Genomic DNA, 14970 nt, shown 5'->3' on the forward strand with positions numbered 1-14970 from the left:
GCCGCCCCGGAGGAATCCCTTGCCCCCTAATCTGCCCCGCTTACCCCAGAAAGCCACAAGTGCATCTGCTGCTAAGATGCGGATATCAAAGGGCGAAGCCGTCACAGAGGGAGCTAAGTAGATCTTTGCTACGGCTTGAGCGATGGACTGAGTAGACCTGCGGGGCGGCGGTCACAGCAGAGGTCAGTAATCTCGATCTGACTTCCTGCTGGGGAGCTCCAGCGCGCTTCTGGGGCGGCCACCCAGCCCAAAAATCCGTTGTTTTAAGCCATTTCCGCGCACTGGAGGAAAGCCCTGCCCTCTTCGGCTGGTAAACGGATCCCTCAAAAGATGTCTGCAAACGATCGTTNTCCTGCTGGGGAGCTCCAGCGCGCTTCTGGGGCGGCCACCCAGCCCAAAAATCCGTTGTTTTAAGCCATTTCCGCGCACTGGAGGAAAGCCCTGCCCTCTTCGGCTGGTAAACGGATCCCTCAAAAGATGTCTGCAAACGATCGTTAGTACGTGCTTACAATAATTGTACGGATGGTAGCGAAGCAGCTTGAAAACGCCGCCCTACAGATTTACATACAAACCATGGCGCATGCGATCACCATGAGAGAGCTCCAGAAACTATCCGCGACCTCGATCGAGCGGCTGCCTGGGGCCGTTCCAGTTCAAAGTGACGGGCGGACCGTCGCGTTGCTCGTACCTCTGCGCCCCGCCTCCGAAGCGGCTCGCGCACGGTTTCGTCAGGCGCTGGCGCAGGCACAGGCTCAGCGCTCCCCCGACGAGCAAGCTGCTCTTGATCGCGAGTTCGGTCCTTGAGCCGACCGCGCGCGGTCCCAGCGGCCTTGGTGGTCGACGCCAATATCCTCGTGGCCGCAGTCTTGGGATCTACGACCGGTACGCACCTGGACCTGATCTCAGGACGGCGCAGCCTGATTACCAGCGAGGCAGCCTTTGAGGAAGCCTATCGGGTGATTGGGCATGTCAGGCCCAACGATCTCTCGGTTCTTGAGAGCCTGCTCGATCTTGTGACCATCATTGCCGGAGAGGACGTGGCCGACGAGGACACGGCAACGGCAGAAATGGCCCTCCGGGACGCCCCGGCATCCCGTAACGGGAGCGTCACCGACGCTCATCTGCTGGCGTTGGCTTGGACCTTGGATGCCGACCTATGGAGCCACGACCGTGATTTCGCGGGCACTGGGTGGCCCTCATGGTCGACCTCGAACCTATTGGCGGCTATCTAAGCTCCGAGCATTGCCTTCATCATCATGAGCCCAAGAACCGGATTGAGATCAGCGGCTCTGATGGCACCCTCCCCTGCCCCGAAACGGCGTCTGATCGGCTATGCCCGCGTATCAACCGAGGACCAGACGAGAGACGCCCAGCTCATTGAGCTCAAGGCGGCCGGCTGCATGATGCTCCATCAGGAGCAGGGTTCCGGGGCGTCCCGGGCCCGTCCGGTTCTCGCTCAGCTGCTCAAGGAGGTCCGGGCTGGGGATGTGCTCGTGGTCGTGCGCCTCGACCAGCTGGCACGATCAGTGAGCCACTTGCTTGAGGTCATCGAGGGGCTCGAGAAGAAGGGCGCGCTTTTCAAATCACTCCAGGATCCAATCGATACGTCAACCCCTCAGGGCATGTTCTCGCTGCAGGTTCTTGGTGCAGTGGCGCAGCTGGAGCGGTCTCTGATCTCCGAGCGCACCAAGGCCGGGTTACGGGCTGCTAAAGCCCGTGGGAAGGTTCTTGGCAGCCCTGGTGTCCGCGAACGCCGCTCGGAAACCATCCGCCGGCTGACAGCTGCCAGAGAGAAGCGGTACCTTGAGCCTCCTATTGCCACGGCCGATCAGTGGATGCCTACGGTGAAACGGATGCGGCCGGGCCAGCCGTGGACCGACGTCGTTCAGGTTCTGAATGCACGAGGCCAGGACTGGACAGAGGAGCGCCTTCGCCGGGCTGTGCGAAAACTGGTCTCGCAGCGCATGGCTGATCCGGTGCTGCTTCAAAAGTCGTCTTCCCGGCCCGCTGACGACCGTCTCACGACGCTCATCGCTGGCATTGCCATGGCCGATCCGGATCTGTCGCTGCGGGACATTGCGGCGCAACTCGAACGCATGGGGGAGCGAACCCCACGAGGCGGGACAAAATGGAACGCCTCTTCGGTCAAGCAGCAGCTCGATCGCGCGCGAAGCGCTGGACTGATCATGCCGACGCCCGTGCATAACGTGGAGTAGTTCCTCGCCAAGGAATGGCGTGACCCACGAGGCCAATGGGAAGCGGACCTACCCTCAGTGGGTCACGGTTAATGGGACGGGAAGGCAACTATGGTCGGAGGGGAACCCGCAGGCTCCCCTCCCTGCTTTTGAGATTGGGCTGATGAAGCCGACTCACCCCTTCACGTAGTCTCTGTGAGCTGGAAGCTGATGCTCCGTCAGGCTCTCGGCCTGCACCACCGCACGAGCTACAGCATGGGCCATCTAAGCAATCTTGCTCATCTCAGCCTTGGTGAAAGGCGCATTGGTGGCGACTGCGCCGATCGTCGTGTTGCTGCCAGTCCAGGTGACGACGCGGTAACCGCCCATGATGGCCGCCATGGTATCGCGGAAGCCCTGCCCCTCCTCTCACCTGGCGCCAGCAAGGATCTGGCGGGTGTCAGGATGGTCGATGTCGCCGACGGCATTCATCAGGCCGAGCCAGCCGCCGGCCAGGGGGCGGTGCGCTTGACCACGTCGAGCCAGAGGTCCTCGCTCTCGGTCTCGTCGATCTCGGGATCGTAGACCAGATGCGAGCGGCTCTTCGGCAGCGGCGTCTCGCCGGCGAGGATGGTGTTGGGTGCGCTCGAGCAGGGCGTCGATCTCGGCAGAATGCACCGTCCAGGGATCGGCATCATTCGCATAGGGCGGAAAGGCCTCCTCATCCTCCGGATCCGGTTTGTCTCCCCTCGCTTTGACCGGCACCTCCCGCTGCACCGGCCCGATCCCGCGCAGGGCCGCCAGGCCATCGATCGACAGCGGCCAGGGGGCGGGCCGCGCACTGCTTCTCAACCTCGAGAACACCGCCGCGTTGAAACGCATCGGCTATGGCCGCACGGAACTCGGTTAGCTGTGGCTCACTGGCCTGGTCTCCGGGCGGGTAGGACGTGAGGGCCAGGAAGACATCTTCCGGCTCCATGATCCGAAGGATGGCCGGATGCTGCGCCATGGTGACACTACCGAACTGGGCCTGCATCAGCCGTTCCGCTGTGTCGAGGCCGAAGGCTGCGGCAACCGGGTCGGAGGGTGGGCTGCCAAAGACGGTAGCCAGTTCGTACATCTGGCCCAGGCTGCCCGCTCCGTTCGTCGTGCCTGCCAGAAAGCCCCCAGGCTTCAAGACACGGGCCATTTCCGCGATCCCTGCCGCTGGATCGGGCAGGTGATAGAACATGTGCATGGCAATCACCGCATCGAAGGAGCCGTCTTCAAAGGGCAGGATGGATGCGTCGGCTTGCTGGCCCAGAACCGATCTGAACGGTAGGAGGCGACAGCGGTCGACGGCCTCCTGAACCATTCCAGGTGAGAGATCGGCAAGGGTGAGATCAAGGGCTTCTGGCAACTCGCGTGCCGCAGCAGCCCAGAACCACCCCGGACCGCAGCCAATGTCGAGAACTCGGTCTCCCGGGTGGAGAGGCAGCCGCCTTGCGACCCACGTGAACCAACCAACCTCTGCAGCTGTGTACTGCGAGTGGATGCGTGCCCGGGCGGCGAGCTTTTCTAACTATCGCTGTACTGTTGGGCCATATCTGAGGTGATGGACGACATGCTGCCTGCTCCTTTGCGGGGAGGTCGGTCCTGGTCCTCAAGTGCGGCGAGGCTTGGCGGTAATACTGAGCGGGATCCGCTGAGAGCCAGTATGGTTAACGAGAATGAAGCGGGCTGGAGGTGGAATGGCGCGAGCCCCGGTTCGCGATGAGCGGCAGGGGGACCTGTTTGGGGCACCTCCGCCACCTGCCAAACCGGCCCGCCGGAGATCTCCGCCGAAGCCCGTTCGTGACGAGACCCGGGCGCCGGAACCGGTATCCCTGGCAGCTCTCGGCGCGAAGGCGACACGGCCCGAGATCGATGATCGCCTCGATGGCATGCCGGATCCGGAATTGACTTATCTTGCGGTTGAGGCCACGCGGCTCATAAAGCACAGGCTCGCCCGAGGGCAGGGAAAGGGGGGCATCGGCCCAAAGGAGCCGGTCGAGGGCAGCCGCCTGTTGATGATGCTCTGCGTTGGATCGGAGGCGAGTTGCTAGAATTCGACGATGCTGGCGAGAGGTGGTGATCCCCCTCGATTGTCAGATGTTCCGACGGGCGACTTAGGGCGAGAGAGGCACGAAGTTGAGTGGAGGGGAGCTGCGACACGCTTTGCTTCGGGAGAGTCGGGTCTCATTCCGGATAGTCTCGGAATGCGAGGCGGGGTTATACTCTCCGAATAGGTCCTGTATACCGGGCGACGATTTCATCGGCCGTCAGCAAGGTGATCCCCTCAATCGTGGCTTGCGCGATCAGGATGCGATCGAAAGGATCCTTGTGCAGTGCAGGGAGTCCGATAATCGCAACGGCATGTTCACTGACAACAGGCAGCTCACTGTAGCCGTTATCCAGTAGACCTCGCCGTAAGACACGAGCGTCGGCGGCGAAGTCGCTCCGCCCGAGGCTGCTCTTGATCGCGATCTCCCAGAGGCTTGCAGCGCTGAAAAACAGTTCATTATCAGGCGCTTCGATCAGGCTAAGGGCGTCGTCGGATAATTTGTCTGGTTCTCCGGCCGCCCAGAGAAGCAGGTGCGTGTCGAGAAGAAGCTTCATGAGTTGCCGCTGAAGAGTTCGTCGATGACCTCCTCCCCCATGCGGTCGAAGTCGGCGGGAACCCTCACTTGACCGGACAGAAACCCAACTCGCTTGACTTTATCGGCCTCGGGGGCATTGAGCGGCACGACCTTGACCATCGGCTTGCCTGCTTTGGCGATCACAAAGCTTTCTCCATTCGCGGCCCGCTCGATCAGGCGGGACAGGTGGGTCTTCGCTTGGTGGATGTTCACTGTGTCCATATCAGCACCATTCAGCTTAGTTCAACGGGCTTAGTCTACTGGAGCGGGCGCTATCCCGCAATAAACTTCAGAGGCTTAGTTGGTCAATACGACGCTGAGCGGCCCGATCTCACTCTCCCTTAAGGGGGAGAGCCGATTTGAGGGTGCCGGGATTGAGGCGGCCGACCCACGAGCGGCCGCCTCGGAAGGTGCTTACTTCGCGCCCGGCTGGGGACGCATGACGCCCTTTTCGTCGCGGCGCAGGGGAGCCGTCTGCTTTGGCAGGGGGGCGCCGGGTGCTTCCGCCACCGTGACACCGTGCGGCCAGTCAGCGGGAGCAATGGCCACGTAGCGGGCATAACCGCCCGTTCCGCCAAGCGGTTTGGCGAAACCGATGGTGACGAGGGCACCCGCCTCCGGCACCTTGTCGAGATTGGCGACGCCTTCGGCTTGGGCATAGTGGTTGTGCAGCAGCCAGGACTCGCCTTCGAGATTCGGCGTTGTGTCAGTGTCGAGGGGCTCGTGTCCGTGGAACAGGATCTTGCGCTCGAGGTGCAGGAACTTCAGCGCATCGAGGCTCACGCCGGGATGAGGCTTTGAGGCGAAGCGGGCCGTGTCGTTCCAGCCCTTATACCAATCGGAGCGGACCATCACCACGGCTCCCTCCGGAATGGCGCCGTTCCGCGCCTCCCAGTCCTTCACGTCCTGCACGCTCAGGTGATAGCCGGGATCAGCCGCAACCTTCTCATGGATCGGGATCACCACGAGAGGGCGGACCGCATAGGTGGGCGGCAGATCGCTGATGGTCGCGCCATACTCGTCCCAATGCGCCGGCGGATCAAGCTGCGTGCCGTACTGGTCCGTGGTGAGCGTGTAGCTGGTGGCCACGAAACCGTGCTTACCGTAGGTGTATTCCTCACCTTTCTTAACATAGTTCGGTATGTCCGCTCCGGCTGTCGTCGGCTTGAATTCAGCCTGGCCAAAACCCGGCCAGACCGGTTGCACCGGCGCAAACGCATGGGTGAGGTCGATGTGCTTGGCGCCTTTGAGATGCTGCTGGTACAGCGGCCACAGCCCGGGCTGAGATTGTGCGGGTTTCTGCGCGAGAGCCGCCGATGAGATGAGGGTGCTGGCGAGGAAGGCGACGGCTAGAACGGACTTCGATTCCATAGGAGGGTCCTCTCTTGGCTGACACCGGCAATCATTCCTCTTTGTACGCAGCGGTTCAACTACGATCCTGCCGCAAGGGCACGCATTCCCCTGCCGATCCGTTCGACGGCTTGCCGAAATGGTAGGCGTGCCTCCGGCGCAGGTTGACACCGGAGATGAGAGCATCTCTCATCGTTTATTGTTCGGCCGATCCGTCGAGCGAGACATCCGCCCAAGAGGTGCCATGCCGATCCCGTGCGATTCCGCCATGCGTCGTCCCGAATTCGCAGCCTGGATGAAGCAGGGCAACGACATCACTCAGCAGTTCCTGTCTTTCGGCAACCGCCCTGGACTGATCGCGCTTTCGGGTGGCCTGCCAGCGCCCGAGCTCTATCCCGTGGAAGATGTGCAGAAGGCTGTGCACCGCGCCCTCGACAAACACGGGAGTTCGGCCCTCGCTTATGGGGCGGTGGAAGGCCTGTCCGCCTTACGTGAGGCCGTGGCGCAGCGGCTCTCAACCGACCGCCTGTCGCTCAAGGCCGAAAACGTGCTGATCACCACCGGGTCGCTCCAGGCGGTGGAGCTCATCGGAAAAGCCCTGATCGATCCCGGCGACGTCATCCTAGCCGATTACCCGACCTACCTCGGAGCCCTGGACGCTTGGCTTCCGCGCCAGCCGACTTACGGCGAGTTGCCTCATGGTGGGCCATGGCCCGAGGCGAAGTTCGCCTATGTGGTCCCCAACTTCTCCAACCCGACGGGGGCGGTACTGAGCGTCGGCGCCCGCGCAGCGCTTCTCGCCCAGTCCTCGGAGAGTGGCATCTGGCTGGTTGAAGACGATCCTTACGGTGAGCTCCGTTATGACGGGGTTGTTCAGCCCTCCCTGCTGGCAATAGGCGCCGAAAGCGGATCGACGGCCTACGACGGGGCGGTGGTGCATCTCGGAACGCTCTCGAAAACGATCGCGCCAGGGCTGCGCGTAGGCTGGGCGGTGGGGTCGTCCGAGATGATCCGTGCGCTCTCGCAAGCCAAGCAGGGATCGGACCTGAGCACGAGCACGTTCTGCCAGGCCGTCGCCCTTGAGCTGATCCGGGCCGATGCGGACCGGCGGCACGTTCCGACCCTCGTGAATACCTATCGCGAGCGGCGCGACGCCCTGTGTGCCGCTGCTCAGGAGAATCTGTCCGATCTCTTCGAGTGGAGCATTCCGGAAGGCGGGATGTTCGTCTGGATGAGCGCACGGCAGCCTGGCCTCGACACCAATGCGCTCCTGTCCTTTGCCCTGAAGGAGGGCGTATCGTTCGTGCCGGGGAGCGTCTTTGATCCTCGTGGACATGTCAGCCCCAGTCTTCGCCTGAATTTTACGGCGAACCCGCCGGAACTCCTGCAGGAAGGGGTCCGGCGCCTTAGTCGAGCCGTGCGGGACTACGCAGCTCAACGCCCAGCAGCAGAATAAGAGAGAGCCATGCCGACGCGCCTGTATCAGCCCGAGGGCGAACGTCTCTCTCAGTCCCTCGTCGATCAGTGGCGGAAGATCCCTGCAGCCGTTGCGGCGGATCTCCTGCGCGGCAAAGGCCATGTCGATCCGGCCATTCGGCCTCTGCGCCGTTGCGGCACGAAGGAGTGGCTCGTCGGCAGTGCGATCACGGCCTGGTGCGAGGCGGCCGATTACGGGCCCGTGCATCATGCCATCGCGGTCGCGCAGGCGGGGGATGTGATCGTCGTCGACGCCGGAGGGCGGAAGGATGCGGCGATGATCGGCGAGCTGCTGAGCGGCTCGGCCCGTCACAAAGGCATTGCAGGCGTTATCGTCGACGGTGCCGTGCGCGATGCCGGAATTCTGTCGGAATGGCCGGACTTCGCCGTCTTCTCGCGCTGGGTGATGCCGCGCGGCCCGTCGTCTATGGAGCGTGGCTCGGTCAACGAGACAATCGTGTTCGGCGGCGTGCCTGTCGCCCCGTTCGATCTCGTGATCGGCGATGATGACGGGCTCGTAGTCGTGCCGCGCGCACGGGCGGAAGAGTTGCTTCCCGCGGCGAAGGCCCGCGTCAAGGCGGAAGTGGAGTGGGAGGCCGTGCTTGCGACAGGCAAGACGACCCTTGAGGTCTTCAGCGTTCCGAAAGCCGATCGTGGCCAGTAGGATTCCGGGCGGTTCGAAATCGGGCCTCCACGGCAAGGGTTGAGGGCTGATGGCCTGTAGGGCGGGAAGCGCCGACCTGCCGCTACCCAGCGGGCATGCGCCCAAGTCACTTGCCGGCCGCGTGAGCCGTCTCGGCGCTGTGGTAACGAGGTCCGCGTGGCCTCACGCTTCGACCGGGATCTCCTGGCAGACATCGACCCATTCGGCTCCGACGAGAGCGGCCGTCCGCTCGGGGTCGATCCGCACGGCTGCGTGGATGGATTGCTGCCTTCTTGGATAAGAAGCTCCAGCAAAGCACCCGTGATGAACCGTTGCGTCGGTTCAAGCGCGTTGACTTCGCCCTGACGGCTTTGGCCGTATGATCCGGTCCAACCCGCAATGCCAAACGAAAGTCTGTATGTGCCGCTGCGGACATTTTCGCGATGTCTTGCGGGGTATTCCTGCCATCCTGTATCTGACACTCGGCTGCATCGGTTACGATTGCGCCAGAGAATAGGCCAACGTACATTGGAGGGGGCACCAAAACTTGTCCAGATAAGATCTTGAAGTCTCCGCAGAAGTGCTTAATGTACCGATAGGTATAATAAGCTGCCGTGGCGTCCATGATCTATCCGCCGTTTCGGCAGCAGGATGGGAGAACTATGGGCCGCCATCGTGAGTTCGATCCTGACGAGGCGTTGCAAATCGCGCTTCAGGTCTTTCGACGTCGAGGCTATGAAGGCACCTCAATCTCCGACCTGACGGAGGCTATGGGCATCACGCGCCCCAGCCTCTATGCCGCATTCGGCAACAAGGAGGATCTCTTCCGTAGAACCCTCGACCTCTATGAGCACCAGCACCTGTGCTTCGCGCGCGAGGCCCTCCAGGCGCAGACGGCCCGAGATGCAGTCGAGCGGCTCCTGCGCGGCTACGTCGAGGTCCTGACCGATCCTATGAGCCCTCCCGGATGTCTTGGCGTGAATGGGGCTGTGGCCTGCAGCGAGGCGAACGAGGCTATCCGCGAGGAGCTTATCGCTCGGCGGATGGTCAACGAGAACAACTTGCTCGACCGTTTGGAGAGGGCACGCTCCGACGGCGATTTCCCGGGCGACGAAGTTCCCGCCGACTGGGCCCGCTATGTCGTGTCGGTAGGCCTTGGAATGGCGGTAAGGGCCGCATCGGGCGCCTCACGCGAGGAGCTCCACCGGGTGGTCGACGTAGCCATGCGGGCTTGGCCGACTGCGATACGCTGAAACCCTGAACGCTCTCTACTCCTCAATTCGACAGCTCTTTGACCTGGTCGACCATGGGGCTGACCGGAGTGACGGTGATTCCGAAGCTCACAGCCGCCTCGAATGCTTTACCCGGCGAGCGGTCCTCGGCCAGGCCGTCAATCTCGGCCCGCTGACAGAACTTCACCGCGAGCGACAGGAGCGAGCCGAGGGTTGTCTAATCCCCGTTGCCGAGTGGGGCGACGATCCGGGAGTTCCAATGTTGGTGACTCGTACACCTCCGAACGAAACCCGCTCCCGTTCTCGCGGGCGAGACGCGAACGTCCATCGGAACAACCTCATTCTTGATCCAGTAGTCTTCCTCCGCCCTCACGCGGCCCAAAAGCATGCCCGTGATGGGAAACAATGTGGACAGCAGCCTGTCGAGGACTTCTCTAGAACCGATCCATCGAAAGTCTCCCATTGCTTTCGGCAGGAGTGATTGTGCGGTGCCGCCTTTCAGAGCGGCAACCGGTCACGCATCAGCTCACCAGTTCCTTTAACGGGGGGCACATCTGCTGCTGGGGCCGAGGCGGCTGGTTCCCGCTGATCTCGAAGGCGGCGATCCCCCGTCAACCAGCGGAGCAGCACGTAGAAGACCGGTGTGAAGTAAAGGCCGAATGCTGTCACCCCGATCATACCAGAGAACACGGCCACGCCCATGGCAGCCCGCATTTCGGCCCCTGCCCCCGTCGATATCACCAGTGGCACAACGCCCATTATGAAGGCGAGCGAGGTCATCAGGATCGGCCGCAGGCGCAGACGGCTGGCCTCAATCGCCGCTTCAACGGGAGTGCGCCCCTCGAACTCAAGCTCACGAGCGAACTCCACAATCAGGATCGCGTTCTTGGCCGATAGTCCGACCAGGACGATGAGCCCGATCTGGGTGAACACATTGTTGTCGCCTGCCGTCAGCCACACGCCGAGTAAAGCCGCAAGCAGCGCCAGCGGCACGATTAGGATGATCGCCACCGGAAGCGTGAGGCTTTCGTATTGTGCCGCAAGGACCAGGAAGACGAGCAGAATGGCAACTGGGAAGACCAGAATGCCGGAATTGCCTGCCAGGATCTCCTGATAGGTCAGCTCGGTCCACTCGGCCCTGAAACCTTTCGGCAGGGTCTCGGCTGCGATCCGTTCGACGGCTGCCTGTGCCTGACCCGACGAATATCCCGGAGCCGCCTGTCCGTTGACGTCGGCAGAGAGGAATCCATTGTATCGCATCGCGCGCTCCGGCCCTACGCTTGATCGGATGTTCAACAGGGCCGCCAGCGGAACCATCTCGCCCGAATTCGAACGCACCTTCAGGAATCCGACATCCTCCGCGCGGGCCCGGAACGGAGCATCTGCCTGGACGCGCACCGAGTAGGTCCGCCCGAACTTGTTGAAGTCGTTCACGTAGACAGAGCCGAGATAGATCTGCAGCGTTCTGAACACATCCGAGATCGCAACCCCGAGTTGGCGCGCCTTAGCCCGGTCGATATCAGCGTAGAGCTGTGGAACCTCAATCGAATAGCTCGAGAACAAACCCGTAAGCTCGGGTGCCGTTGCCGCCCTGGCCAAGAAGTCCTTCGTGGCCCGGTCAAGCGCCTCGTAGCCGAGGCCGGTCTGGTCCTCGATCTGCAGCTTGAAGCCGCCGATCGTACCCAGCCCCTGCACCGGCGGTGGGGGAAATATGGCGGTCATAGCCCCTGTGATAGCGGCGAAGTTCTGGTTCAGTTGACCTGCGATTGCCCCGGCACTGAGGCTCGGATCCCGCCGGTCCTCGAATGGTGCAAGGGTTAGGAAAACGATCCCGGCGTTCGAGCTATTGGTGAAACCGTTGATCGACAGGCCGGGGAACGCTACGGCATGCTCGACGCCCGGCTGCTTCAGTGCGATGTCGGTCATCTGCCGGATGGCGCTCTCGGTCCGGTCGAGTGTCGCGGCATCCGGCAGCTGGGCGAAGCCGACCAGATACTGCTTATCCTGCCCTGGGACGAAGCCGCCGGGCACGGTCTTGAACAGGAAGCCCGTAGCTCCAAGCAAAGCGACATACACGAAGAGCATCAGGGCCTTCATGGCGATCGCCCGCCTCACGCCGGTACCATAGGCGTTTGCACCTCGATGGAAGACTGCGTTGAAGCGGCGGAACAGCCAGCCGAACATTGCGTCCATAATCTTGGTAATCCGATCCTTCTTGGCATCGTGATCACGAAGGAGAAGGGCCGCCAAGGCCGGCGACAAGGTCAGTGAATTGATCGCTGAGATCACCGTCGAGATGGCAATGGTAACGGCGAACTGCTTGTAGAACTGTCCTGTTAGGCCGCTTATAAAGGCTAGCGGGATGAACACGGCCACCAGCACAAGCGCGATCGCAACGATCGGCCCGGAAACCTCCTGCATGGCCCGGTAGGTCGCATGCCGAGGGCTAAGCCCCTTCTCGATGTTCCGCTCCACATTCTCGACCACCACGATGGCGTCATCGACCACGATGCCGATGGCGAGGACGAGCCCGAACAAGCTCAAGGCGTTGATGGAGAATCCTAGAGCCTGTAGGACTGCGAACGTGCCAACGATCGAGACCGGAACGGCGGCGAGAGGAATGATGGAGGCCCGCCAGGTCTGCAGGAATAGGATCACCACCAGCACCACTAGGAGCACGGCCTCGAGCAGCGTATGGACCACCGCGTCGATCGAAGCGCGTACGAACTGGGTTGTGTCGTAAACGATCTGGAAGTCGATACCTTCCGGCATGTTGGCCTTGATATCCGCCATTTCGGTGCGAACCTTGTCGGCGATCTCGATCGCATTGGATCTCGGCGCCTGGAGAATCGGAATGGCGACTGCCGGCTTGTTATTCAGGAGGGACCTCAGGGCATAGTCGGCCGCGCCCAGTTCGATGCGGGCGATATCGCGCAGACGGGTGATCTCTCCATTTTCGCCCGTCTTGACGATGATATCGCCGAACTGTTCCTCATCCTGGAGCCGTCCCTGGGCATTGATCGACAGCTGATGATCGAGCCCCGGAAGGCCGGGCGAGGCGCCGACGACGCCAGCCGCCGCCTGCACGTTCTGGGCGCGGATCTCATTGACAATGTCGCTCGCTGAGAGTCCGCGCTCGGCGATTTTCTGCGGATCCAGCCAGACGCGCATCGAATAATCCCCCGATCCGAACAGCTGGACCTGACCCACGCCCTGGATTCGGGCGAGTCGGTCCTTAACATTGAGCGCCGCATAGTTGCGCAAATATGTAACGTCGTAGCGGCTGTCGGGCGAAAGCAGGTGCACCACCATCATCAGGTCCGGCGAGCTCTTGACGGTGGTAACGCCCAGACGGCGCACCTCCTCAGGCAGCCGGGGTTCGGCTTGCGACACCCGATTCTGGACGAGTTGCTGCGCCTTATCGGGATCCGTGCCGAGGGCGAAGGTCACGGTGAGCGTTAACACGCCGTCGGTGGTCGCCTGACTGCTCATGTAGAGCATGTTCTCGACCCCGTTGATGGCCTCCTCAATCGGCGCGGCCACGGTCTCGGAGATGACCTTCGGATTCGCGCCCGGGTACTGCGCCCGGACGACTACTTGGGGTGGCACGACCTCAGGATATTCGGAGATCGGCAGGACCCGCAGGGCGAGCAGTCCAACCACGAAGATAAGAACCGACAGAACACCGGCAAAGACCGGGCGGTCGATGAAGAAACGGGAGATATTCATGGCAAGGGCCCTCGAGACTGTGCAGTCGGATCAGTTCCCCGCAGAAGCGGAGAGCCTGCGCGTCTGAAGTGCGGTGGATGCTTCGGGCGCCAGGGGCTGCGGCGCAACTAGAGCGCCAGGACGAAGCCTCTGAAGGCCATCGACCACGATCCGTTCGCCCGGACTGAGACCGCTCGTGACAATGCGTCCCCCGTCCACGAAAGCTCCGAGCTGGATCTCGCGGTAATTCGCCTTGGAGTCCGGATCGATGACGAGCACGTATTTCTTGCCCTGGTCGATCCCGATGGCCCGTTCGGGTACGACGAGCGCGGTCGTCGTCTTGGCCTGGCCTAACCGGATGCGCGCGAACTGGCCTGGCATAAGGCGGTCGTCACCATTGTCGAATACTGCACGCACGTGGACAGTGCCACTGGCGCTATTGACCGTATGATCGATGAGCTGCAGTTTGCCGCGCACAACCTCGGCCTCCGGTCCGGAGCGCATCTCGACCGGGATACGGGCGAGATGGTCGCGCCGGTCGCCTCCCGCTGGCAACGTCTCGAGAGCCCGCTGTACCGCGCGCTCATCTGCGTCGAAGCTCACGTAGATTGGGTTGGTCGAGATAATGGTCGTAAGGACCGGTGCGCTGGATCCGCCATTGACAAGATTGCCCGCAGTTACTTCGATCTTCCCCACCCGTCCGGAGATCGGCGCGCGCACCTTGGTGTAGGACAGGTTGAGGCGTGCAGCATTGGCGACGGCACGGGCGGCGCCCAGGTTGGCCTCGGCCTCGCGGACATTGTTCAATCGTGTGTCGAGGTCGCGTTGCGCGATCGTCTGGTTAGCGGTCATTTTCATGCCGCGCTCCAGCTCGCCGCGAGCAAAGGCCAGATTGGCCTCGGCTGCGCGGACCTGGGCCTCTACCTTCTCGACTTCAGCGATGTAGGGCGCCGGATCGATAGTGAAGAGCAGGTCGCCCTTCCTGACCAGCGATCCCTCGCGAAAATGGACCGCCTCGATGGCGCCGGGAACCCGAGGACGCAGGTCGACCCGCTCGATCGCCTCAAGACGGCCCGAGAACTCCTCCCACAATGAAACGTCGCGATTTTCGACGGCGGCGACGGTGGCAGGCGTCGCCGCCGGCGCCGGTCCCGTGCCAGTGCCTTTGGTCGTTGTGCTGCCAAGCACGGACCAGAGAACGACACCGAGCAGGAGCGCACTTACAGTGCAGAGGGAGGTTAGGAGTCGAGTTTTGGAAACACTTGTCATGGTGAAGCCGCTCATCCGAGATTTGTCCTGCATCCGAAGCGCGTCGGATATGTATCGATCGGTATAATACCGGTCAGTACATTTTAGAAGGGACGGCCCGACTGTTTTTATATCGTTTGGTACGGAAAAGATCGAAATGGACCTACCGCAGCAACACCAATGTGTGCTGGCGCACACCTGGCCGACTTTGCACACCCGATGGGTGCTCGGTAACGAAGACAGGCCGCCAAATGGAAATCTTGATAATTGGAAGTGCTGACGGTTCAGAAATCAGCAGGGTGCGCGAGGGGAGCAGCCAACTTAGCCTGTTCCAACACACGGAGAATCCCTCGGTCCTTCGCACCTAAAGACTTGGTTCGTCGGCTCATGCCAGCCAATGAGGGAGAGGCGCGGGTTTTCCTATCAAAACCATAGCGCTAGGCTCAGGACTCGTTGATTGAGGTAGAAGGCCACTGAAGCAG

The 14970-nt window shown here is 62.0% G+C and carries 12 protein-coding genes and 3 pseudogenes; 6 read left to right on the forward strand and 9 right to left on the reverse strand.

Features of this window, described 5'->3' with window-relative positions; genetic code table 11:
* The first annotated feature begins 522 nt into the window (after window positions 1-522).
* Genes LG661_RS22195 through LG661_RS22205 form a run of 3 tightly spaced genes read left to right on the forward strand, consistent with a single transcriptional unit; the run spans window position 523 to window position 2216 of the window.
* Window positions 523-804, forward strand: a complete 282-nt coding sequence (locus LG661_RS22195) for a hypothetical protein (protein WP_230534191.1) — start codon at window positions 523-525, stop codon at window positions 802-804.
* Window positions 801-1232, forward strand: coding sequence for a PIN domain-containing protein (locus tag LG661_RS22200; protein ID WP_230534192.1), 432 nt, complete (start codon window positions 801-803; stop codon window positions 1230-1232). Before LG661_RS22195 ends, LG661_RS22200 begins: the two co-directional genes overlap by 4 nt.
* Window positions 1233-1292: 60 nt before the next feature.
* On the forward strand, window positions 1293-2216 hold the full coding sequence (locus LG661_RS22205; protein WP_230534193.1) for a recombinase family protein: 924 nt from the start codon (window positions 1293-1295) through the stop codon (window positions 2214-2216).
* A gap of 153 nt (window positions 2217-2369) precedes the next feature.
* On the opposite strand, the pseudogene LG661_RS22210 reads toward LG661_RS22205, so the two are convergent.
* The 6 genes and pseudogenes from LG661_RS22210 to LG661_RS22235 form a co-directional block, all read right to left on the reverse strand.
* Window positions 2370-2681 (reverse strand): annotated as a pseudogene (locus LG661_RS22210) (P1 family peptidase); the annotation flags it as partial.
* Entirely contained in the window at window positions 2666-2878 is a 213-nt protein-coding gene (locus LG661_RS22215; protein WP_230534194.1) for a hypothetical protein, read from the reverse strand. The gene LG661_RS22215 and the pseudogene LG661_RS22210, both read right to left, overlap by 16 nt.
* Window positions 2879-3009: 131 nt before the next feature.
* Window positions 3010-3779 (reverse strand): annotated as a pseudogene (locus LG661_RS22220) (class I SAM-dependent methyltransferase); the annotation flags it as partial.
* Window positions 3780-4424: 645 nt separating this feature from the next.
* Entirely contained in the window at window positions 4425-4811 is a 387-nt protein-coding gene (locus LG661_RS22225; RefSeq protein WP_230534195.1) for a type II toxin-antitoxin system VapC family toxin, read from the reverse strand.
* A complete protein-coding gene (locus LG661_RS22230; protein WP_230534196.1) occupies window positions 4808-5053 on the reverse strand; it encodes a type II toxin-antitoxin system Phd/YefM family antitoxin in 246 nt (81 codons plus the stop codon). The genes LG661_RS22225 and LG661_RS22230 overlap by 4 nt, the downstream gene beginning before the upstream one ends.
* A 192-nt stretch (window positions 5054-5245) precedes the next feature.
* The gene (locus LG661_RS22235; protein WP_230534197.1) at window positions 5246-6202 is read right to left on the reverse strand and encodes a cyclase family protein; all 957 of its coding nucleotides are present in this window, start codon (window positions 6200-6202) and stop codon (window positions 5246-5248) included.
* Window positions 6203-6425: 223 nt separating this feature from the next.
* On the opposite strand from LG661_RS22235, the gene LG661_RS22240 reads away from it, so the two are divergent.
* Window positions 6426-7637 (forward strand): aminotransferase-like domain-containing protein, encoded by a 1212-nt coding sequence (locus tag LG661_RS22240; RefSeq protein WP_230534198.1) that lies wholly within the window; start codon window positions 6426-6428, stop codon window positions 7635-7637.
* A 9-nt stretch (window positions 7638-7646) separates the two neighbouring features.
* Window positions 7647-8321: an RraA family protein gene (locus LG661_RS22245; RefSeq protein WP_230534199.1), complete on the forward strand. Its 675-nt coding sequence runs from the start codon at window positions 7647-7649 to the stop codon at window positions 8319-8321.
* Between the two features lie 162 nt (window positions 8322-8483).
* On the opposite strand, the pseudogene LG661_RS25280 reads toward LG661_RS22245, so the two are convergent.
* Window positions 8484-8582 (reverse strand): annotated as a pseudogene (locus tag LG661_RS25280) (YbaK/EbsC family protein); the annotation flags it as partial.
* Window positions 8583-8962: 380 nt separating this feature from the next.
* On the opposite strand from LG661_RS25280, the gene LG661_RS22250 reads away from it, so the two are divergent.
* The gene (locus tag LG661_RS22250; RefSeq protein WP_230534200.1) at window positions 8963-9553 is read left to right on the forward strand and encodes a TetR/AcrR family transcriptional regulator; all 591 of its coding nucleotides are present in this window, start codon (window positions 8963-8965) and stop codon (window positions 9551-9553) included.
* Window positions 9554-10030: 477 nt separating this feature from the next.
* Here the strand turns inward: LG661_RS22250 and LG661_RS22255 are convergent, their stop codons facing one another.
* Both LG661_RS22255 and LG661_RS22260 read right to left on the reverse strand, forming a co-directional pair.
* Entirely contained in the window at window positions 10031-13261 is a 3231-nt protein-coding gene (locus tag LG661_RS22255; RefSeq protein ID WP_230534201.1) for an efflux RND transporter permease subunit, read from the reverse strand.
* 30 nt (window positions 13262-13291) lie between these two features.
* Entirely contained in the window at window positions 13292-14509 is a 1218-nt protein-coding gene (locus LG661_RS22260) for an efflux RND transporter periplasmic adaptor subunit (RefSeq protein WP_230534202.1), read from the reverse strand.
* Between the last annotated feature and the right edge of the window lie 461 nt (window positions 14510-14970).

This window comes from Microvirga roseola (genome assembly GCF_020866965.1).
Lineage (GTDB): Bacteria > Pseudomonadota > Alphaproteobacteria > Rhizobiales > Beijerinckiaceae > Microvirga > Microvirga roseola.

Coding starts and splice junctions, on each gene's coding strand:
- LG661_RS22205 (WP_230534193.1), top strand. CDS start 1,293: ATGGCACCCTCCCCTGCCCCGAAACGGCGTCTGATCGGCTATGCCCGC.
- LG661_RS22215 (WP_230534194.1), bottom strand. CDS start 2,878: ATGCGAATGATGCCGATCCCTGGACGGTGCATTCTGCCGAGATCGACG.
- LG661_RS22245 (WP_230534199.1), top strand. CDS start 7,647: ATGCCGACGCGCCTGTATCAGCCCGAGGGCGAACGTCTCTCTCAGTCC.
- LG661_RS22225 (WP_230534195.1), bottom strand. CDS start 4,811: ATGAAGCTTCTTCTCGACACGCACCTGCTTCTCTGGGCGGCCGGAGAA.
- LG661_RS22235 (WP_230534197.1), bottom strand. CDS start 6,202: ATGGAATCGAAGTCCGTTCTAGCCGTCGCCTTCCTCGCCAGCACCCTC.
- LG661_RS22195 (WP_230534191.1), top strand. CDS start 523: ATGGTAGCGAAGCAGCTTGAAAACGCCGCCCTACAGATTTACATACAA.
- LG661_RS22260 (WP_230534202.1), bottom strand. CDS start 14,509: ATGACAAGTGTTTCCAAAACTCGACTCCTAACCTCCCTCTGCACTGTA.
- LG661_RS22240 (WP_230534198.1), top strand. CDS start 6,426: ATGCCGATCCCGTGCGATTCCGCCATGCGTCGTCCCGAATTCGCAGCC.
- LG661_RS22230 (WP_230534196.1), bottom strand. CDS start 5,053: ATGGACACAGTGAACATCCACCAAGCGAAGACCCACCTGTCCCGCCTG.
- LG661_RS22250 (WP_230534200.1), top strand. CDS start 8,963: ATGGGCCGCCATCGTGAGTTCGATCCTGACGAGGCGTTGCAAATCGCG.
- LG661_RS22255 (WP_230534201.1), bottom strand. CDS start 13,261: ATGAATATCTCCCGTTTCTTCATCGACCGCCCGGTCTTTGCCGGTGTT.